This is a genomic window from Guyparkeria hydrothermalis, from assembly GCF_023555375.1.
In the GTDB taxonomy this organism is placed as follows: domain Bacteria; phylum Pseudomonadota; class Gammaproteobacteria; order Halothiobacillales; family Halothiobacillaceae; genus Guyparkeria; species Guyparkeria hydrothermalis.
Genome location: NZ_JAJSEE010000002.1, coordinates 323,853 through 341,616 on the forward strand (window position 1 = coordinate 323,853; position 17,764 = coordinate 341,616).

Genomic DNA, 17,764 nt, shown 5'->3' on the forward strand with positions numbered 1-17,764 from the left:
GGCCCATGGTGCCGTGTGACAGAACACGTTAGGCAGGTAGTCAATGAAAGAATTGCTTAATCTGATGAACCACGAGGTCGGCGAAGAGGACTTCGACCACATCCGTATCTCGCTGGCCTCCCCGGAGATGATCCGTTCCTGGTCGTTCGGCGAAGTGAAGAAGCCGGAGACCATCAACTACCGCACCTTCAAGCCGGAGCGCGATGGCCTGTTCTGCGCCAAGATCTTCGGCCCGGTGCGGGATTACGAGTGCCTCTGCGGCAAGTACAAGCGCCTCAAGCACCGCGGTGTCGTGTGCGAGAAGTGTGGCGTCGAGGTCACCCTCTCGAAGGTCCGCCGCGAGCGCATGGGCCACATCGAGCTGGCGTGCCCGGTCGCGCACATCTGGTTCCTGAAGTCGCTGCCGAGCCGCATCGGTCTGCTGCTGGACATGACGCTGCGCGACATCGAGCGCGTCCTGTACTTCGAGGCGTTCATCGTCACCGATCCGGGCATGACCACCCTGAACAAGGGCGATCTGCTCACCGACGAGATGTACATCGAGGCCCTCGAGCAGTTCGGCGACGAGTTCGAGGCGGGCATGGGCGCCGAGTCCATCCAGAAGCTCTTGAAGGAGATCAACCTCGACGACGAGATCCTCAAGCTGCGCGACGAGCTAGCCGAGACCGGCTCGGAGACCAAGATCAAGCGCATCACCAAACGCCTGAAGCTCCTGGAATCGTTCCGCGCCTCCGGCAACCGCCCGGAGTGGCTGGTCATGACCCAGCTGCCGGTGCTTCCGCCGGACCTGCGTCCGCTCGTCCCGCTGGACGGCGGCCGGTTCGCGACCAGTGACCTCAACGATCTCTACCGTCGGGTCATCAACCGCAACAACCGCCTCAAGCGCCTGCTCGAGATCAATGCGCCGGACATCATCCTGCGCAACGAGAAGCGGATGCTGCAGGAGTCGGTCGACTCGCTGCTCGACAATGGTCGTCGCGGCCGCGCCGTCACCGGCACCAACAAGCGTCCCCTGAAGTCGCTCGCCGACATGATCAAGGGCAAGCAGGGCCGCTTCCGCCAGAACCTGCTCGGCAAACGCGTCGACTACTCGGGCCGTTCGGTCATCGTGGTCGGCCCGACCCTGCGCCTGCACCAGTGCGGTCTGCCCAAGAAGATGGCGCTCGAGCTGTTCAAGCCGTTCATCTTCGGCAAGCTGCATCGCCGTGGTCTCGCCACCACCATCAAGGCGGCCAAGAAGCTGGTCGAGCGCGAGGGCGCCGAGGTCTGGGACGTGCTCGAGGAAGTGATCCGCGAGCACCCGGTGCTGCTGAACCGCGCCCCGACCCTGCACCGTCTGGGCATCCAGGCGTTCGAGCCGACCCTGATCGAGGGCAAGGCGATCCAGCTGCACCCGCTGGTCTGCTCGGCCTACAACGCCGACTTCGACGGTGACCAGATGGCGGTGCACGTGCCGCTGTCGCTGGAGGCGCAGTCGGAAGCCCGCGCGCTGATGATGTCGACCAACAACGTCCTGTCGCCCGCCTCCGGCGAGCCGGTCATCGTGCCGTCGCAGGACATCGTGCTCGGCATCTACTACATGACGCGTTCCAAGGTGAACGCGCGTGGCGAGGGCATGATCTTCGCCGACACCGACGAGGTGCAGCGCGCCTACGACAACGGCCAGGTGGAGCTGGGCGCGCTGGTGCGTGTCCGCATCCGTGACTGGACCCGCGAGGAAGACGGCACGGTCGAATCCAAGACCGCCATCGTCGAGACCACCGTCGGCCGCGCCCTGCTGTACCGGATCGTGCCCGAGGGCATTCCCTTCGAGCAGATCAACAAGGACATGGGCAAGAAGCCGATCTCGGCGCTGCTCAACTACGTCTACCGTCACCTGGGTCTGAAGGACACGGTCGTGTTCGCCGACCAGCTGATGTACACGGGCTTCCGCTACGCGACCCGCTCGGGCATCTCGATCTGCTCGGACGACATGATCGTCCCGGCCTCGAAGGATGCCGAGCTGGCCGCCGCCGAGGCCGAGGTCAAGGAGATCCAGGACCAGTACGGCCAGGGTCTCGTGACCGAGAAGGAGCGTTACAACAAGGTGGTCGACATCTGGTCGCGCGCCAACGACTCCATCTCCCGCTCGATGATGGAGCAGCTGGGCGCGCACACCGTCAAGGACAAGGACGGCAACGACGTCACCCAGAACTCCTTCAACGCGATCTTCATGATGGCGGACTCCGGCGCGCGGGGTAGTGCGGCGCAGATCCGTCAGCTGGCCGGCATGCGCGGCCTGATGACCAAGCCGGACGGCTCGATCATCGAGACGCCGATCACCGCGAACTTCCGCGAGGGTCTGAACGTACTCCAGTACTTCATCTCGACCCACGGCGCCCGTAAGGGTCTGGCGGATACCGCCCTGAAGACCGCGAACTCCGGTTACCTGACCCGTCGCTTGGTCGACGTGGCGCAGGACCTGGTCGTGACCTCCGACGACTGCGGCACCACCACCGACGGTCTGAAGATGACCGCCGTGATCGAGGGTGGCGACGTGGTCGAGGGCCTGGGCAACCGGATCCTGGGTCGCGTGACCTCCAAGGACCTGGTCGTGCCGGGTACTGAGGAAGTCCTGCTGCCGGCCGGCACCCTGATCGACGAGGCGATGGTCGCCCGCATCGAGCAGTCGGGCATCGACGAGGTCTGGGTCCGTTCCGCGATCACCTGTGAGGCGCGTCACGGCGTCTGTGCCAAGTGCTACGGGCGCGACCTGGCCCGCGGCGAGCCGGTCAACCTCGGCGAGGCGGTCGGCGTCATGGCGGCCCAGTCGATCGGCGAGCCGGGCACCCAGCTGACCATGCGGACCTTCCACATCGGCGGTGCCGCCTCCCGTTCGGCCGCGGCGAGTTCGGTCGAGAACAAGGCGGCCGGTGCAGTGCGCCTGCACAACCTCAAGACCGTCAAGAACCGCGATGGCGACCTGGTTGCCGTCACCCGCTCGGGCGAGCTCGGCATGCTCGACGAGCAGGGCCGTGAGCGTGAGCGCTACAAGGTGCCCTACGGCTCGGTCATCCGGGTCAAGGACGGCGAGAAGGTCGATGCCGGCACCACGCTGGCCAACTGGGACCCGCACACGCACCCGGTCGTCTCCGAGGTGGAAGGTTTCGCGCGCTTCTCGGACTTCGTCGACGGTCAGTCGGTCAAGACCGAGACGGACGAGATCACCGGCCTGTCCTCGCAGATCATCATCGATCCGGCGCAGCGTACCGGTACGGCCAAGGATCTGCGTCCGGCGATCGCCCTGACCGACGCCGAGGGCAATGCCGTCAACCTGCCGGGCACCGAGATCCCCGCGATCTACGTCCTGCCGGCCGGTGCGATCATCGGCATCACCGACGGCGCCGAGGTGCAGGTCGGTGACGTGGTCGCCCGCATCCCTCAGGAGTCGCAGAAGACCCGCGACATCACCGGCGGTCTGCCGCGTGTGGCGGATCTGTTCGAGGCCCGCAAGCCCAAGGAGCCGGCGATCCTCGCCGAGCACACCGGTACGGTCAGCTTCGGCAAGGAGACCAAGGGCAAGCAGCGCCTGGTGATCACCGACGAGCACGGCGAGCAGCACGAGGAGTTGATCCCGAAATACCGCGTGATCAACGTCTTCGAGGGCGAGCACGTCGAGCGGGGCGAGATCATTGCCGACGGCGAACTGGCTCCGCACGACATCCTGCGCCTGCGCGGGATCGCCGAGCTGGCGAACTACATCGTCAAGGAGATTCAGGACGTGTACCGCCTGCAGGGCGTGGGCATCGACGACAAACACATCGAGGTGATCGTTCGCCAGATGCTGCGCAAGGTCGAGATCACCGAGTCGGGCGATTCCGGCTACCTGCGTGGCGATCAGGTCGACAAGGCGCGGCTGGTCGAGGAGAACGCGGCTCTGGAGAAGGACGGCAAGTTCCCGGCGAAGTACGAGCCGATGCTCCTGGGCATCACCAAGGCATCGCTGGTCACCGAGTCGTTCATCTCCGCGGCGTCGTTCCAGGAGACCACCCGAGTGCTCACGGACGCCGCCACGCGCGGCGGTCGCGACGAGCTGCGTGGCCTCAAGGAGAACGTCATCGTCGGTCGTCTCATCCCGGCGGGTACGGGCCTGGCGCACCACGAGGAGCGTCGCCGTCGGCGTCACGCCGCGCTCGATCAGGCCAACGACCTGTTCGGTGCGCCGGCCGAGGCCGCCGAGGTGGAGGCCACTGCCGAGGAGAACGGCAACGAGGAATGAGGTTGCGTTGACAGCAACGCGCCAACTGCATAGAATCACTGCCCTTTACGGCGGGCAACTGTGCCCGTCGTGCTAGTTTTTGGTCGGAGAATACGGATACATGGCTACTATCAATCAGCTAGTGCGCAAGCCGCGCAAGCGCATGGTCGAAAAGACCAGCGTGCCGGCGCTGGAGCGCTGCCCCCAGCGACGCGGCGTCTGCACCCGCGTCTACACCACCACCCCGAAGAAGCCGAACTCGGCCCTGCGTAAGGTCGCCCGTGTGCGCCTGACGTCTGGCTACGAGGTCACCGGCTACATCGGTGGTGAGGGTCACAACCTGCAGGAGCACTCGGTCGTGCTGATCCGCGGCGGTCGTGTAAAGGACCTCCCGGGTGTGCGTTACCACGTCGTCCGCGGCAGCCTCGATACCCAGGGTGTCGAGAAGCGCCGTCAGGGTCGTTCCAAGTACGGCGCCAAGCGTCCGAAGAGCTAATCAACGGTAGGATTTGACATGCCCCGTAGAAGAGAAGTCCCCAAGCGCGAGATTCTGCCGGATCCGAAATTCGGCAACGTCACCGTCGCGAAATTCATCAACATGATCATGCTCAGCGGCAAGAAGGCCGTTGCCGAGCGTCTGCTGTACGACGCGATGGACATGATCGAGTCCAAGGGCAAGGGTCACCCGGTCGACGTGGTCGAGAAGGCGCTGGAAAACGTCGCCCCGTCGGTCGAGGTCAAGTCCCGCCGTGTGGGTGGTGCCACCTACCAGGTGCCCGTCGAAGTGCGCCCGGTGCGTCGTTCGTCGCTGGCGATGCGCTGGCTGATCGAGGCCGCCCGCAAGCGCGGCGAGAAGACCATGGCCCAGAAGATGGCCGGTGAGCTGTCGGATGCCGCCGAAGGTCGTGGTTCCGCTGTGAAGAAGCGTGAAGACACGCACCGCATGGCCGAGGCCAACAAGGCCTTCGCCCACTTCCGCTGGTAACCCGACGCTTTTTTTAAGAGGTACTTTTCGTGTCCCGTACGACCCCGCTCGAGCGCTATCGCAATTTCGGCATCATGGCTCACATCGATGCCGGCAAGACCACGACCTCCGAGCGCATCCTGTTTTACACGGGTGTGTCCCACAAGATCGGCGAGGTCCATGAAGGCGCCGCCACGATGGACTGGATGGAGCAGGAGCAGGAGCGTGGTATCACCATCACCTCCGCTGCCACCACCGCGTTCTGGCAGGGCATGGACCAGCAGTTCCAGAAGCACCGCCTGAACATCATCGACACCCCGGGGCACGTCGACTTCACCATCGAGGTGGAGCGTTCCCTGCGTGTACTCGACGGTGCGGTCTTCGTCCTCTGCGCGGTCGGCGGTGTTCAGCCGCAGTCCGAGACGGTCTGGCGGCAGGCGAACAAGTACCGTGTCCCGCGTCTGGCATTCGTCAACAAGATGGACCGCCAGGGCGCCGACTTCTTCCGCGTCATGGACCAGCTCAAGAAGCGCCTGGGTGCGGTTCCGGTTCCGGTCGTCATCCCGATCGGCGCCGAGGACGAGTTCCAGGGCGTGGTCGACCTGATCCGCATGAAGGCCATCTACTGGAACGCTGACGACATGGGCATGACCTATGACCAGCGCGAGATCCCGGCCGAACTGCAGGACGACGCCGAGACCTACCGCGAGCAGATGGTCGAGGCAGCCGCCGAGTCGTCGGAAGAGCTGATGGAGAAGTACCTCGAGAACGGCGAGCTGACCGAAGACGAGATCAAGCAGGGTCTGCGTCAGCGCACCCTCGAGAACGACATCATCCCGGCGCTCTGCGGTACCGCGTTCAAGAACAAGGGCGTGCAGCGCCTGCTCGACGCGGTCATCGAGTTCCTGCCGGCGCCGACCGAGGTTCCGGACATCAAGGGCGAGCTGCCGGACGGCACCGAGGCCTACCGGAAGACTGGCGACGACCAGCCGTTCTCCGCCCTGGCGTTCAAGATCATGACCGACCCGTTCGTCGGTTCGCTGGCCTTCTTCCGCGTCTACTCCGGTAGCGTCAACGCCGGCGACGCCGTGCTGAACTCCACCCGCGGCAACCGCGAGCGCATCGGCCGTATTCTCCAGATGCACTCCAACTCCCGCGAGGAGATCAAGTCGGTCTACTCCGGCGACATCGCCGCGGCCGTCGGTCTGAAGAACGTCACCACCGGTGAGACGCTCTGCGACCCGAGCAACCCGATCATCCTGGAGCGCATGGAGTTCCCGGAGCCGGTAATCGCCGTCGCCGTCGAGCCGAAGACCAAGTCCGACCAGGAAAAGATGTCCCAGGCCCTCGGTCGCCTGGCGCAGGAGGATCCGTCCTTCCGCGTTCGCACCGACGAGGAATCCGGCCAGACCATCATCTCCGGCATGGGCGAGCTGCACCTGGATATCCTGGTCGACCGCATGCGCCGCGAGTTCAAGGTCGAGGCGAACATCGGCAAACCGCAGGTGGCATACCGCGAAACCATCCGCGGCACCGTCGAGCAGGAAGGCAAGTTCGTGCGTCAGTCCGGTGGTCGTGGTCAGTACGGTCACGTCAAGCTGCGCATCGAGCCGCTGGAAGAAGGCGGTGGCTTCGAGTTCGTCAACCAGATCGTCGGTGGCGTGGTTCCCAAGGAATACATCCCGGCGGTCGAGCGCGGTGCCGAAGAGCAGCTGCAGAATGGCGTTATCGCCGGCTACCCGATGGTCGACGTCAAGGTCACGCTGTACGACGGCTCGTACCACGAGGTCGACTCGAACGAAATGGCGTTCAAGGTGGCCGGTTCCATGGCCACGAAGGAAGGCTGCGCCAAGGCCAACCCGGTCCTGCTCGAGCCGATGATGAAAGTCGAGATCGAGACGCCGGAAGAGTACATGGGCGACGTCATCGGTGACGTCAACCGTCGCCGCGGCATGGTGCAGGGCATGGAAGACGTTCATGGCGGCAGCAAGCAGATCAAGGCCGAAGTGCCGCTGTCCGAGATGTTCGGTTACGCCACCGACCTGCGTTCGGCGACCCAGGGTCGTGCGACCTACTCGATGGAGTTCGGTCGTTACGCCGAGGCCCCGAAGAGCGTGGTCGAGGACGTCATCAAGGGTTCGTCCTGATAGGACGCGATCGACAGAATTTGTTTCCAGTTGAGGATGTAAGACATGTCCAAAGAAAAATTTGAACGTTCCAAGCCGCACGTAAACGTCGGCACGATCGGTCACGTAGACCACGGCAAGACCACGCTGACCGCGGCGATCACGCACGTGATGTCCTCCACCTACGGTGGCCAGGGCATGGCGTTCGACCAGATCGACAAGGCGCCGGAAGAGAAGGCGCGTGGCATCACGATCTCGACCTCTCACGTCGAGTACGAGTCCGACAAGCGTCACTACGCCCACGTCGACTGCCCGGGTCACGCCGACTACGTCAAGAACATGATCACCGGTGCCGCCCAGATGGACGGCGCGATCCTGGTGGTTTCCGCCGCCGACGGCCCGATGCCGCAGACCCGTGAGCACATCCTGCTCTCGCGTCAGGTAGGCGTCCCGTTCATCGTCGTGTTCCTGAACAAGGCCGACATGGTTGACGATCCGGAGCTGCTCGAGCTGGTCGAGATGGAAGTCCGTGACCTCCTCTCCCAGTACGACTTCCCGGGCGACGACACCCCGATCATCACCGGTTCGGCCCTCAAGGCGCTGGAAGGTGACACCTCCGAGATCGGTGCCCCGGCCATCGTCAAGCTGGTCGAGGCCATGGACGACTACATCCCCGAGCCGGAGCGTGCCATCGACGGTGCGTTCATCATGCCGGTCGAGGACGTGTTCTCCATCTCCGGTCGCGGCACCGTGGTCACCGGTCGCGTCGAGCGCGGCATCGTCAAGGTCGGCGAAGAGATCGAGATCGTCGGTCTGAAGGACACCATCAAGACCACCGTTACCGGTGTCGAGATGTTCCGCAAGCTGCTCGACCAGGGTCAGGCGGGCGACAACATCGGCGTTCTGCTGCGCGGCACCAAGCGCGACGAAGTCGAGCGTGGTCAGGTACTCTGCAAGCCGGGCACCATCAAGCCGCACACCCAGTTCGAGGCCGAGGTCTACGTACTGTCGAAGGAAGAGGGTGGTCGTCACACCCCGTTCTTCAACGGCTACCGCCCGCAGTTCTACTTCCGCACCACCGACGTGACTGGCGCTTGCGAGCTGCCGGAAGGCACCGAGATGGTCATGCCGGGTGACAACGTGGCGATGACCGTTACGCTGATCGCGCCGATCGCGATGGAAGAAGGTCTGCGCTTTGCCGTCCGCGAAGGCGGCCGCACCGTCGGCGCCGGCGTCGTTTCCAAGATCATCGAGTAATTAAGTATGTCAGGACAAACGATTCGCATCCGGCTGAAGAGCTTCGATCACCGTCTGATCGACCGTTCGACCGCGGAGATCGTCGAGACCGCGCGCCGCAGTGGCGCGCGGATCAAGGGGCCGATCCCGCTGCCGACCCGCAAGGAGCGGTACACCGTACTGACCTCGCCGCACGTCAACAAGGACGCGCGTGACCAGTACGAGATCCGCACCCACAAGCGCGTACTCGACATCGTCGACCCGACCGACAAGACGGTCGACCTGTTGATGCAGCTTGACCTGGCAGCAGGCGTGGATGTTCAGATCCGTCTGAACTGATCCGCCCCCAGGGCACCCGAAACGCGCCGGCCAAAAGCCTTTTGGCCCGGCGCGTTTTCTGTTATAGTGCCGCGCTCTTGTTCAGCCCGATGCGTGCTCAAACCGCGTCGGGCTGGTTTTTTCCGGCGATCCGGTCAATCGAAATCGGCGTCGAAGTGCATAAGAGGAAACAACAATGGCTTTAGGTGTTGTCGGTCGTAAGGTCGGCATGACCCGAGTATTTGACGAGTCCGGTGCTTCCACGCCGGTCACCGTCATCGAGGTCGAGCCGAACCGTGTGACTCAGAAAAAGGTTGATGATGTCGACGGGTACACCGCGCTTCAGGTAACGGTCGGCGAGCGCCGCCCGGGCCGTGTGACTAAGCCGATGGCGGGTCACTTCGCCAACGCGTCCGTCGCTGCCGGTCGTGCCGTGCGCGAGTTCCGCGTGGACGAGGACGTGCTTGCCAACTACGAGGCGGGCAACGAAATCACGGTCGAGATCTTCAACGACGTGCCGGCGGTTGACGTCACCGGTACCAGCAAGGGTAAAGGCTTTGCGGGTACGGTTAAGCGTCACAACTTCCGTACGCAGGATGCCACTCACGGTAACTCGCTGTCCCACCGCGTGCCGGGTTCCATCGGTCAGAACCAGACCCCGGGTCGCGTGTTCAAGGGCAAGAAGATGGCCGGTCACATGGGTGACGAGCGCGTCTCCGCGATGAACCTCAAGGTGGTTCGCGTTGACGTCGAGAACGGTCTGCTGCTGGTCAAGGGTGCCGTTCCCGGCGCCACCGGTGGCGACGTGCTCGTTCGTCCCTCGGTCAAGATCAAAGCGTGAGGTCGGCAGGTATGGATATCCAAGTCAAGAACGGTTCCGCGCTGAACGTCTCCGAGCAGGTCTTCGGCCGGGAATACAACGAGGCGCTGGTTCACCAGGCCGTTGTCGCATTCCTCGCCGGTGGTCGCGCCGGTACCAAGAAGCAGCTGAGCCGCTCCGAAGTTTCCGGTGGCAACACCAAGCCGTGGCGTCAGAAGGGCACCGGGCGCGCCCGTGCGGGCACCACCCGTGGGCCGATCTGGCGCACCGGTGGCGTCACCTTCGCCGCTCGTCCGCGTGACTTTTCGCAGAAGATGAACCGCAAGGCGTACCGCGCCGCAATGCGTTCGATCTTCTCCGAGCTGCTGCGCCAGGATCGCCTGGTCGTGGTCGAGTCGTTGACCGTGGATGCCCCGAAGACCAAGCAGGTCGTCAAGGCACTCAACGATCTCGGTCTGGAAAAGGGCAAGCGCCTGATCGTCACCGAGGCGATGGACGAGGCACTGCTGCTGGGTTCCCGCAACGTGGTCGAGCTGGGTTACCGCACCGCCGGCACGCTGGACCCGGTCAGCCTGGTCGACGCCGACAAGGTCGTCATCACCCAGGGCGCGCTGAAGATGGTTGAGGAGTGGCTGTCATGAATTCGGAAATGCTTTACGACGTGCTGCGCGCCCCGGTGGTCACCGAAAAGACCGCCCGCGCCGGCGAGTTCAACCAGTACGTTTTCCAGGTGGCGACCTCCGCCTCCAAGCCGCAGATCAAGGCGGCCGTCGAGAAGGTGTTCGAGGTCAACGTCGAGGCCGTTCAGGTCGTCAACCAGCGGGGCAAGACCCGCCGCTTCCGCGGCATGCCGGGTCGTCGCGCCGACACCAAGAAGGCCTACGTCACGCTCGCCGAAGGTCAGACCATCGATTTCGGCGCGGCCGGCTAAACAGTAGGGGATTCAACTCATGGCTTTGAAAGTTGCAAAACCGACTTCTCCGGGTCGCCGTGGCGTCGTCGAGGTAGATCGTTCCAAGCTCTACAAGGGCAAGGGCTACGCGCCGCTGCTCGAGAAGAAGCATGGTTCGGGCGGCCGTAACAACGCCGGCCGCATCACCACCCGTCACGTGGGCGGTGGCCACAAGCAGCACTACCGCAAGATCGACTTCAAGCGCAACAAGGACGGTGTTCCCGCCCAGGTTGAGCGCATCGAGCACGATCCGAACCGCTCGGCGCACATCGCGCTGCTGAAGTACGCCGACGGCGAGCGTCGCTACATCATCGCGCCGCGTGGCGTCGAGGTGGGCCAGGCGATCGTTTCCGGCGTCGACGCGCCGATCCGTCCGGGCAACGCCCTGCCGCTGTACTCGATCCCGGTTGGTACCACCATCCACGCGATCGAGCTCAAGCCGGGCAAGGGCGCCCAGCTGGCACGCAGTGCCGGCGGCGCCGTCCAGCTGGTTGCTCGTGACGGCAACTACGCCACCCTGCGTCTGCGCTCCGGCGAGATGCGCAAGGTGCTCTCCGAGTGCCGTGCGACGGTGGGCGAGGTGTCCAACCAGGAGCACAGCCTTCGCCAGCTCGGCAAGGCCGGCGCCAAGCGCTGGCGCGGGGTTCGTCCCACCGTTCGCGGTGTGGTCATGAACCCGGTGGATCACCCGCACGGGGGTGGTGAAGGTCGCACCTCCGGCGGCCGTCATCCGGTCACGCCCTGGGGTGTGCCGACCAAGGGTTACAAGACGCGTACGAACAAGCGTACTGACAAGTACATCGTTCGCCGTCGTAACAAGAAATAACGCAATAAGAGGGCTTCAAGGTGCCACGTTCACTCAAGAAAGGTCCCTTCGTGGACCATCACCTGATGAAGAAAGTGGAAGAGGCCGCGGCCGCCAACAGCCGCCGGCCCATAAAGACCTGGTCGCGCCGCTCGATGATTCTTCCCGACATGATCGGGTTGACCATCGCGGTGCACAACGGTCGTCAGCACGTTCCGGTGCTGATCAACGAGAACATGGTTGGCCAGAAACTCGGCGAGTACGCACCCACGCGCACTTACCGTGGTCATGCCGCCGACAAGAAAGCCAAGCGTTAAGGAGGTTCCGTGATGCAAGCAGTAGCACTACACCGGTTTGCCCGGATCTCCCCGCAGAAGGCTCGCCTGGTGGCCGACCAGGTGCGTGGCGTCAATGTCGCCAACGCACTGGAGTCGCTCCAGTTCTCGACCAAGAAGGGTGCCGCGATCATTCGCAAGGTCGTCGAGTCGGCGATCGCGAATGCCGAAAACAACGAGGGCGCGGACGTCGACCGTCTGTGCATCTCCGAGATCATGGTCGACGAAGGCCCGACCCTGAAGCGATTCCGTGCGCGGGCGAAAGGCCGCGGTGTGCGGATCCTCAAGCGGACCAGCCACATCAAAGTCGTCGTCAGCGAGCGCTAAGGAGCAGTCATGGGTCACAAAGTACATCCGGTAGGCTTCCGGCTTGGGATCTCCTCCGACTGGAGCTCTCGCTGGTACGCCGACAACAAGAGTTTTTCCGAGCACCTCGAGCAGGACGTCCGTACGCGCAAGTACATTCGTCAGCGCCTGAAGGACGCTTCCGTCTCGCGGGTTCAGATCGAGCGCCCGGCCCGTTCGGCCGCGGTCACCATCCACACCGCGCGCCCGGGCATCGTCATCGGCCGCAAGGGTGAGGACATCGAGCGCCTGCGCACCGAGATCGCCCCGATGCTGGGCCTGGAGCGCAGCGCGGTGAAGGTCTCGGTCGAAGAGATCCGCAAGCCGGAGCTGGACGCGCAACTGGTCGCCGAGTCCATTGCTCAGCAGCTCGAGCGTCGCGTCATGTTCCGTCGTGCGATGAAGCGCGCGGTTCAGACCACCATGCGCCTCGGCGCGGGCGGCGTGAAGGTCAACGTGGCCGGTCGCCTGGGTGGCGCCGAGATCGCGCGTACCGAGTGGTACCGCGAGGGCCGCGTGCCGCTGCACACGCTGCGTGCGGATATCGATTACGGCATGGCAGAGGCCCAGACCACCTACGGCATCATCGGTGTCAAGGTCTGGATTTTCAAAGGCGAGGTGTTCGGTGTGCCGGGCAGCGACGACGGCAAGTCGGCCGCCTGATCAACGAATTGAAGTGGAGCTTTGAAAAATGCTGCTGCCAAAACGTACAAAATTCCGCAAGCAGTTCAAGGGCAAGAATCGCGGCGTTGCCAATAACGGCAACAAGGTGAGCTTCGGCGAATTCGGCCTGAAGACCCTTGAGCGCGGAAACATTACTTCCCGTCAGATCGAGGCCGGCCGTCGCGCCATCTCTCGTCACGTGAAGCGGGGCGGTAAGATCTGGATCCGGATCTTCCCGGACACCCCGATTACCCAGAAGCCCCTGGAAGTCCGTATGGGTAAGGGCAAGGGCAGCGTCGAGCACTGGGTTGCCAAGGTGCAGCCGGGCAAGATGCTGTATGAAATCGAGGGGGTCAGCGAGGACGTCGCGCGCGAGGCTTTCGAGCGCGCTTCCGCCAAGCTGCCCGTGAAGACCACGTTCGTAACACGGTTGGTGATGTGATGAAGGCAACAGAATTGCGTGAGAAATCCGTCGACGAGCTGCGCGAAGAGCTGCTGGCCGTCAAGCGCGAGCAATTCAACCTGCGCATGCAACATGCCACGGGCCAGGAAGTGAAGACTCACCTGGCGCGCGAGGCGCGTCGCAACGTTGCTCGTATCAAGACCGTGATTGCGGAAAAGGAGCGTGCCTGAGATGACGACGGTATCCGAAGAAAAGAATGTCCGCACCCGTGAAGGTGTGGTGGTCAGCGACAAGGGCGACAAGTCCATCACCGTCGCGGTCGAGCGTCGCGTGCAGCACCCGCTGTACGGCAAGTACATGACGCGCACCACCAAGCTGCGCGTGCACGACGAAGAGAACACCTGTCGCCAGGGCGACCGCGTTGAAGTTCGCGAGACGCGGCCGATCTCCAAAAACAAGAGCTGGACCCTGGTCCGCGTTGTCGAACGCTCTGCTGAGTAAGGAGTTTCGTCATGATTCAGATGCAAACAGTGCTGAATTCGGCAGATAACAGCGGCGCGCGCAAGGTCCAGTGCATCAAGGTGCTGGGTGGCTCGCATCGTCGTTACGCCGAGATCGGCGACGTAATCAAGGTGTCCGTGAAGGACGCGATCCCGCGTGGCCGCGTCAAGAAGGGCGAGGTCTACAACGCGGTGGTTGTCCGTACGGCCAAGGGCGTGCGTCGTCCGGACGGGTCGCTGATCCGGTTCGACGGCAACGCGGCGGTTCTTCTGAACGCCCAGCTGCAGCCGATCGGTACCCGGATCTTTGGCCCGGTCACCCGTGAGCTGCGTGGCGAGAAGTTCATGAAGATCGTCTCGCTCGCGCCAGAAGTGATTTAAGAGGGGGTCGAGATGCGCAAGATTCGCCAAGGCGACGACGTGGTCGTCGTCACCGGTAAAGACAAGGGGCGTCGCGGCACGGTGCTGCGGGTCGTCGAAGACGGAGCCCGAGTGGTCGTCGAAGGGGTCAACATGGTGAAGAAGCACCAGAAGCCCAATCCGATGATCGGTCGGACTGGCGGCATCATCGAAATGGAGAAGCCAGTTGATATCTCCAACGTGATGCTGTTTAATCCGGCCTCCGAAAAAGGCGACCGGGTCGGCTTCAAGACGCTTGAAGACGGTCGAAAGGTTCGTTATTTCAAATCCAACGGCGAAGTCGTTGACGCTTAACAGGAAACAGAGAAATGGCTCGACTTCAGGAATACTACTCCAAGACGTTGCGTGGCGAGCTCGCCAAGAAGCTCGAACTCGACAACGTAATGGCCGTTCCGAAGCTGACCAAGATTACGTTGAACATGGGCCTGGGTGATTCCGCTCGTGACAAGAAGGTAATCGATAACGCAGTGGAAGAACTCGGCCTGATCACCGGTCAAAAGCCGGTGGTGACGTATGCGCGCAAGTCGATCGCGGGCTTCAAGCTTCGCGAAGGCATGCCGCTGGGTGTCAAGGTCACCCTCAGGGGACGTACCATGTACGAATTCCTCGATCGGTTGATCCATGTGGCGAGTCCCCGCATCCGCGACTTCCGGGGTCTTTCCCCGAAGTCGTTCGATGGCCGTGGCAACTACAGCCTCGGGGTTCGCGAACAGATCATCTTCCCGGAAATTGATTTCGACAAGGTCGATCAGGTCCGGGGTATGGATATCACGATCACGACGACCGCGAAGGACAACGACCAGGCCCGGGCACTGCTCGACGGCTTCGGTTTCCCCTTCCGTCGTTAACAGAGACGAAACGAGACTATGGCTAAGAAAAGCATGATTGCTCGCGAGGTCAAGCGCCAGAAGCTTGCTCGCCAGTACGCCGACAAGCGCGCCAAGCTGCGCGCGATCGTCGCCGATCCCGAGGTGGATTTCGACGAGAAGATGGCGGCCTCCGCCGCGCTGGCCAAGCTGCCGCGTGATTCTTCTTACACCCGCCAGGTGCGCCGTTGTGCGCTGACCGGCCGTCCGAAGGGCGTCTACCGGAAGTTTGGCATGGGTCGCAACAAGCTGCGCCAACTGGCAATGGCCGGGGAAATCCCGGGCCTGCGCAAGTCGAGCTGGTAAGGAGAACGCGTTATGAGTATGAACGATCCGATCGCGGACATGCTGACGCGCATCCGCAACGGCCAGGCCGCGCGCAAGACCGAGGTCCGCATGCCGGCCTCCAAGTTCAAGAAGGCGGTTGCCGAGACCCTGCTTGCCGAGGGCTACGTGGCCGACGTCCGCGTCGAGGGCGACAAGAAGCCGACGCTGGTCATCGGCCTGCGTTACTTCGAGGGCAAGCCGGTCATCGAGAAGCTGAACCGCGTGTCCCGTCCGGGTTCGCGCAAGTTCTTCGGCGCCGAGAACCTGCCGCAGGTCATCGGTGGCCTCGGCGTTGCCGTGGTTTCCACCTCCGAGGGTGTGATGCCGGACCGTGAAGCACGTCGCCGCAACATCGGTGGCGAAGTCGTCTGCTTTGTATCGTAACCGGTTGGGGGATTTATGAGTCGAGTAGCACGAAAGCCGGTCGCGGTCCCCAAGGGTGTCGAGGTCAAGCTCGAAGACCAGGTTCTGTCCTTCAAGGGAAAGAACGGTGAGCTGACCCTGAACGTACACCCGACGGTCGGCGTGACCTTCGAGGACAACCAGATCCGGTTCACTCCGAACAGCGAAGACAACATCCCGATGGCGGGTACCATGCGCTCTCTGGCACAGGGCAGCGTTGACGGTGTCGCCAACGGGTTCGAGATCAAGCTTCAACTGGTCGGCGTCGGTTACCGCGCTCAGGTCCAGGGCCGTACCCTGAATCTGCAGCTGGGTTTCTCGCATCCGATCGACTACCCGCTGCCGGACGGTGTCACCGCGGAAACCCCGTCGGCGACCGAAATCGTCATCAAGGGCGCGGACAAGCAGAAGGTCGGCCAGGTGGCTTCCAATGTGCGGGCGCTGCGTCCGCCGGAGCCTTACAAGGGTAAGGGCGTGAAGTACGCGGATGAGCGCATCCTGCGTAAGGAAGCCAAGAAGAAATAATCGAGGGTGACGCGATGAACGAAAGTACCAAACAGCGGCTGCGCCGCGCACGTCGCGCCCGGGCCAAGATCAAGCAGCTCGGCGTGCATCGCCTGAGCGTGCACCGGAGCAGCAACCACACCTACGCCCAGGTCTTCGCACCGGAAGGCCAGGTGGTAGCGACCGCCTCCACGGTCGGCAAGGGCGTGCTCGCCGATGGCGAGTACGGTGGCAACGTCGCCGCCGCCAAGAAGGTGGGCGAGGCCATCGCCAAGGCCGCCCTGGAAAAGGGCATCGAGTCCGTGGCGTTCGATCGCTCGGGTTTCATTTACCACGGGCGTGTCAAGGCAGTTGCCGACGCGGCACGCGAAGCCGGCCTGAAGTTCTAAAGAGGTGTAAGCAATGAGCCGTAATGCAAACGACGTCTCGAACGAAGGCCTGATCGAGAAGCTGGTCACGATCAACCGCGTGTCCAAGGTGGTCAAGGGTGGTCGCCAGTTCTCGTTCACCGCGCTGACCGTGGTGGGTGACGGCGAAGGCCGGGTTGGCTATGGCTACGGCAAGGCCAAAGAAGTCCCGGCTGCGATCCAGAAGGCCATGGACCGTGCTCGCAACAGCATGATCGATGTGCCCCTGCGTGACGGAACCCTGTACTACCAGACCAAGGGTCGTCACGGCGCCGGTCGAGTATTCATGAAGCCGGCCTCCGAAGGTACCGGTGTCATCGCCGGTGGCGCGATGCGCGCCGTGTTCGAGGCAGCCGGTGTGCGCAACGTTCTGGCCAAGTGCATCGGGACCCGCAATCACATGAACGTGATTCGGGCGACCATCAACGGTCTCTCCCAGATCCAGTCGCCGGAAGCGGTCGCCGCCAAGCGCGGCAAGCGCGTCGAGGAAATCCTGGGGGATGAGGCATGAGTCAGAAGGCTAATGGCAAGATCCGGGTGCGCCTGGTTCGGTCGATGAACAATCGGCTCGAATCCCACAAGGCCTGCGTTCGCGGGCTGGGCATCCGCCGTATGCACCAAGAGGTGGAAGTGGCCGATACCCCGGAGAACCGGGGCATGATCAATCGCGTCCACTACATGCTCGACGTACAGGAAGCGAAGTAATGCGTTTGAACAAACTTTCCCCCGCCGAGGGTAGCCGCAAGGACGCCAACCGCGTCGGTCGCGGCATCGGTTCCGGGCTGGGCAAGACTGGCGGTCGTGGTCACAAGGGCCAGAAGTCCCGCTCCGGCGGCTTCCACAAGACCGGCTTCGAAGGCGGTCAGATGCCGCTGCAGCGTCGCCTGCCGAAGATGGGCTTCAAGGCGGCCAAGTCGCTGTATCGCGCCGAGATCCGCACCGCGGAACTCAACCGGCTCGACGGCGAGGTCACGCTCGAGTCCCTCAAGGCCGCGAACCTGATCCGCAACGACGTCAAGAGCGTCAAGATCATCCTGCAGGGTGACGTGGAGAAGAAGCTGCAGGTCAAGGGTCTGGCGATCACCAAGGGTGCCCGCCAGGCGATTGAAGCCGCCGGTGGTTCAGCGGAGTAAG

At 63.3% G+C, this 17,764-nt stretch carries 26 protein-coding genes; all 26 read left to right on the forward strand.

From position 1 onward, the window contains the following. The first annotated feature begins 43 nt into the window (after nt 1-43). The 26 genes from rpoC (at nt 44) to rplO (ending at nt 17,763) form a co-directional block, all read left to right on the forward strand. Entirely contained in the window at nt 44-4,258 is a 4,215-nt protein-coding gene (gene rpoC / locus LV475_RS04085) for a DNA-directed RNA polymerase subunit beta' (RefSeq protein WP_136867909.1), read from the forward strand. A gap of 100 nt (nt 4,259-4,358) precedes the next feature. Beyond that, nucleotides 4,359-4,733: a 30S ribosomal protein S12 gene (gene rpsL, locus LV475_RS04090; RefSeq protein WP_125199268.1), complete on the forward strand. Its 375-nt coding sequence runs from the start codon at nt 4,359-4,361 to the stop codon at nt 4,731-4,733. A gap of 18 nt (nt 4,734-4,751) precedes the next feature. Next, nucleotides 4,752-5,222, forward strand: coding sequence for a 30S ribosomal protein S7 (rpsG, locus tag LV475_RS04095; RefSeq protein ID WP_136867910.1), 471 nt, complete (start codon nt 4,752-4,754; stop codon nt 5,220-5,222). A 29-nt stretch (nt 5,223-5,251) separates the two neighbouring features. After that, the gene (gene fusA / locus LV475_RS04100; RefSeq protein WP_136867911.1) at nt 5,252-7,348 is read left to right on the forward strand and encodes an elongation factor G; all 2,097 of its coding nucleotides are present in this window, start codon (nt 5,252-5,254) and stop codon (nt 7,346-7,348) included. 45 nt (nt 7,349-7,393) lie between these two features. Then, nucleotides 7,394-8,584 carry an elongation factor Tu gene (gene tuf / locus LV475_RS04105; protein ID WP_156574942.1) on the forward strand — a complete coding sequence of 397 codons (1,191 nt, stop codon included), beginning with the start codon at nt 7,394-7,396 and terminating at the stop codon, nt 8,582-8,584. Between the two features lie 6 nt (nt 8,585-8,590). Further along, nucleotides 8,591-8,902, forward strand: coding sequence for a 30S ribosomal protein S10 (gene rpsJ / locus LV475_RS04110; RefSeq protein ID WP_125199271.1), 312 nt, complete (start codon nt 8,591-8,593; stop codon nt 8,900-8,902). A gap of 175 nt (nt 8,903-9,077) precedes the next feature. Beyond that, nucleotides 9,078-9,722 carry a 50S ribosomal protein L3 gene (gene rplC / locus LV475_RS04115; RefSeq protein WP_136867480.1) on the forward strand — a complete coding sequence of 215 codons (645 nt, stop codon included), beginning with the start codon at nt 9,078-9,080 and terminating at the stop codon, nt 9,720-9,722. An 11-nt stretch (nt 9,723-9,733) separates the two neighbouring features. Further along, entirely contained in the window at nt 9,734-10,342 is a 609-nt protein-coding gene (gene rplD, locus LV475_RS04120; protein WP_136867481.1) for a 50S ribosomal protein L4, read from the forward strand. Then, nucleotides 10,339-10,632, forward strand: coding sequence for a 50S ribosomal protein L23 (locus LV475_RS04125; RefSeq protein WP_136867482.1), 294 nt, complete (start codon nt 10,339-10,341; stop codon nt 10,630-10,632). The genes rplD and LV475_RS04125 overlap by 4 nt, the downstream gene beginning before the upstream one ends. Before the next feature lie 19 nt (nt 10,633-10,651). Next, nucleotides 10,652-11,479 carry a 50S ribosomal protein L2 gene (gene rplB / locus LV475_RS04130; protein WP_136867483.1) on the forward strand — a complete coding sequence of 276 codons (828 nt, stop codon included), beginning with the start codon at nt 10,652-10,654 and terminating at the stop codon, nt 11,477-11,479. Nucleotides 11,480-11,499: 20 nt separating this feature from the next. Then, the gene (rpsS, locus tag LV475_RS04135) at nt 11,500-11,775 is read left to right on the forward strand and encodes a 30S ribosomal protein S19 (RefSeq protein ID WP_136867484.1); all 276 of its coding nucleotides are present in this window, start codon (nt 11,500-11,502) and stop codon (nt 11,773-11,775) included. Between the two features lie 12 nt (nt 11,776-11,787). Further along, the gene (gene rplV / locus LV475_RS04140) at nt 11,788-12,120 is read left to right on the forward strand and encodes a 50S ribosomal protein L22 (protein ID WP_136867485.1); all 333 of its coding nucleotides are present in this window, start codon (nt 11,788-11,790) and stop codon (nt 12,118-12,120) included. 9 nt (nt 12,121-12,129) lie between these two features. Beyond that, nucleotides 12,130-12,801, forward strand: a complete 672-nt coding sequence (gene rpsC / locus LV475_RS04145; RefSeq protein ID WP_136867486.1) for a 30S ribosomal protein S3 — start codon at nt 12,130-12,132, stop codon at nt 12,799-12,801. A gap of 28 nt (nt 12,802-12,829) precedes the next feature. After that, entirely contained in the window at nt 12,830-13,243 is a 414-nt protein-coding gene (gene rplP, locus LV475_RS04150; protein ID WP_125199279.1) for a 50S ribosomal protein L16, read from the forward strand. Then, the gene (gene rpmC / locus LV475_RS04155) at nt 13,243-13,434 is read left to right on the forward strand and encodes a 50S ribosomal protein L29 (RefSeq protein ID WP_136867487.1); all 192 of its coding nucleotides are present in this window, start codon (nt 13,243-13,245) and stop codon (nt 13,432-13,434) included. The genes rplP and rpmC overlap by 1 nt, the downstream gene beginning before the upstream one ends. A 1-nt stretch (nt 13,435) precedes the next feature. After that, on the forward strand, nt 13,436-13,705 hold the full coding sequence (gene rpsQ, locus LV475_RS04160; RefSeq protein WP_136867488.1) for a 30S ribosomal protein S17: 270 nt from the start codon (nt 13,436-13,438) through the stop codon (nt 13,703-13,705). An 11-nt stretch (nt 13,706-13,716) separates the two neighbouring features. Further along, nucleotides 13,717-14,085, forward strand: a complete 369-nt coding sequence (rplN, locus tag LV475_RS04165) for a 50S ribosomal protein L14 (protein ID WP_058574709.1) — start codon at nt 13,717-13,719, stop codon at nt 14,083-14,085. A gap of 12 nt (nt 14,086-14,097) precedes the next feature. After that, entirely contained in the window at nt 14,098-14,418 is a 321-nt protein-coding gene (rplX, locus tag LV475_RS04170) for a 50S ribosomal protein L24 (protein WP_136867489.1), read from the forward strand. 14 nt (nt 14,419-14,432) lie between these two features. Beyond that, the gene (rplE, locus tag LV475_RS04175) at nt 14,433-14,972 is read left to right on the forward strand and encodes a 50S ribosomal protein L5 (protein WP_136867490.1); all 540 of its coding nucleotides are present in this window, start codon (nt 14,433-14,435) and stop codon (nt 14,970-14,972) included. Nucleotides 14,973-14,990: 18 nt separating this feature from the next. Further along, entirely contained in the window at nt 14,991-15,296 is a 306-nt protein-coding gene (gene rpsN, locus LV475_RS04180; RefSeq protein ID WP_136867491.1) for a 30S ribosomal protein S14, read from the forward strand. A 12-nt stretch (nt 15,297-15,308) separates the two neighbouring features. Continuing rightward, complete coding sequence (rpsH, locus tag LV475_RS04185; RefSeq protein WP_136867492.1) at nt 15,309-15,701, forward strand: 30S ribosomal protein S8; 393 nt, start codon at nt 15,309-15,311, stop codon at nt 15,699-15,701. Between the two features lie 15 nt (nt 15,702-15,716). Continuing rightward, nucleotides 15,717-16,244: a 50S ribosomal protein L6 gene (gene rplF / locus LV475_RS04190; protein WP_136867493.1), complete on the forward strand. Its 528-nt coding sequence runs from the start codon at nt 15,717-15,719 to the stop codon at nt 16,242-16,244. 14 nt (nt 16,245-16,258) lie between these two features. Beyond that, on the forward strand, nt 16,259-16,612 hold the full coding sequence (gene rplR, locus LV475_RS04195) for a 50S ribosomal protein L18 (protein WP_136867494.1): 354 nt from the start codon (nt 16,259-16,261) through the stop codon (nt 16,610-16,612). 13 nt (nt 16,613-16,625) lie between these two features. Then, on the forward strand, nt 16,626-17,141 hold the full coding sequence (gene rpsE / locus LV475_RS04200) for a 30S ribosomal protein S5 (RefSeq protein ID WP_136867495.1): 516 nt from the start codon (nt 16,626-16,628) through the stop codon (nt 17,139-17,141). After that, the gene (gene rpmD, locus LV475_RS04205; protein WP_136867496.1) at nt 17,138-17,335 is read left to right on the forward strand and encodes a 50S ribosomal protein L30; all 198 of its coding nucleotides are present in this window, start codon (nt 17,138-17,140) and stop codon (nt 17,333-17,335) included. Before rpsE ends, rpmD begins: the two co-directional genes overlap by 4 nt. After that, nucleotides 17,335-17,763 (forward strand): 50S ribosomal protein L15, encoded by a 429-nt coding sequence (gene rplO, locus LV475_RS04210; RefSeq protein WP_136867497.1) that lies wholly within the window; start codon nt 17,335-17,337, stop codon nt 17,761-17,763. Before rpmD ends, rplO begins: the two co-directional genes overlap by 1 nt. The last annotated feature ends 1 nt before the right edge of the window (nt 17,764 follow it).

Excerpts from the sequence above, each read along its gene's own strand:
- rpsJ (WP_125199271.1), top strand. The coding sequence starts at position 8,591 with ATGTCAGGACAAACGATTCGCATCCGGCTGAAGAGCTTCGATCACCGT.
- rplD (WP_136867481.1), top strand. The coding sequence starts at position 9,734 with ATGGATATCCAAGTCAAGAACGGTTCCGCGCTGAACGTCTCCGAGCAG.
- rplC (WP_136867480.1), top strand. The coding sequence starts at position 9,078 with ATGGCTTTAGGTGTTGTCGGTCGTAAGGTCGGCATGACCCGAGTATTT.
- rplP (WP_125199279.1), top strand. The coding sequence starts at position 12,830 with ATGCTGCTGCCAAAACGTACAAAATTCCGCAAGCAGTTCAAGGGCAAG.
- rpoC (WP_136867909.1), top strand. The coding sequence starts at position 44 with ATGAAAGAATTGCTTAATCTGATGAACCACGAGGTCGGCGAAGAGGAC.
- rpsE (WP_136867495.1), top strand. The coding sequence starts at position 16,626 with ATGAGCCGTAATGCAAACGACGTCTCGAACGAAGGCCTGATCGAGAAG.
- rpsQ (WP_136867488.1), top strand. The coding sequence starts at position 13,436 with ATGACGACGGTATCCGAAGAAAAGAATGTCCGCACCCGTGAAGGTGTG.
- rplO (WP_136867497.1), top strand. The coding sequence starts at position 17,335 with ATGCGTTTGAACAAACTTTCCCCCGCCGAGGGTAGCCGCAAGGACGCC.
- rpsN (WP_136867491.1), top strand. The coding sequence starts at position 14,991 with ATGGCTAAGAAAAGCATGATTGCTCGCGAGGTCAAGCGCCAGAAGCTT.
- rpsG (WP_136867910.1), top strand. The coding sequence starts at position 4,752 with ATGCCCCGTAGAAGAGAAGTCCCCAAGCGCGAGATTCTGCCGGATCCG.
- rpsL (WP_125199268.1), top strand. The coding sequence starts at position 4,359 with ATGGCTACTATCAATCAGCTAGTGCGCAAGCCGCGCAAGCGCATGGTC.
- rpmC (WP_136867487.1), top strand. The coding sequence starts at position 13,243 with ATGAAGGCAACAGAATTGCGTGAGAAATCCGTCGACGAGCTGCGCGAA.
- rplN (WP_058574709.1), top strand. The coding sequence starts at position 13,717 with ATGATTCAGATGCAAACAGTGCTGAATTCGGCAGATAACAGCGGCGCG.
- rpsC (WP_136867486.1), top strand. The coding sequence starts at position 12,130 with ATGGGTCACAAAGTACATCCGGTAGGCTTCCGGCTTGGGATCTCCTCC.
- rplV (WP_136867485.1), top strand. The coding sequence starts at position 11,788 with ATGCAAGCAGTAGCACTACACCGGTTTGCCCGGATCTCCCCGCAGAAG.
- rpsH (WP_136867492.1), top strand. The coding sequence starts at position 15,309 with ATGAGTATGAACGATCCGATCGCGGACATGCTGACGCGCATCCGCAAC.
- rplB (WP_136867483.1), top strand. The coding sequence starts at position 10,652 with ATGGCTTTGAAAGTTGCAAAACCGACTTCTCCGGGTCGCCGTGGCGTC.
- rplE (WP_136867490.1), top strand. The coding sequence starts at position 14,433 with ATGGCTCGACTTCAGGAATACTACTCCAAGACGTTGCGTGGCGAGCTC.
- rplX (WP_136867489.1), top strand. The coding sequence starts at position 14,098 with ATGCGCAAGATTCGCCAAGGCGACGACGTGGTCGTCGTCACCGGTAAA.
- rplR (WP_136867494.1), top strand. The coding sequence starts at position 16,259 with ATGAACGAAAGTACCAAACAGCGGCTGCGCCGCGCACGTCGCGCCCGG.
- LV475_RS04125 (WP_136867482.1), top strand. The coding sequence starts at position 10,339 with ATGAATTCGGAAATGCTTTACGACGTGCTGCGCGCCCCGGTGGTCACC.
- rplF (WP_136867493.1), top strand. The coding sequence starts at position 15,717 with ATGAGTCGAGTAGCACGAAAGCCGGTCGCGGTCCCCAAGGGTGTCGAG.
- tuf (WP_156574942.1), top strand. The coding sequence starts at position 7,394 with ATGTCCAAAGAAAAATTTGAACGTTCCAAGCCGCACGTAAACGTCGGC.
- rpmD (WP_136867496.1), top strand. The coding sequence starts at position 17,138 with ATGAGTCAGAAGGCTAATGGCAAGATCCGGGTGCGCCTGGTTCGGTCG.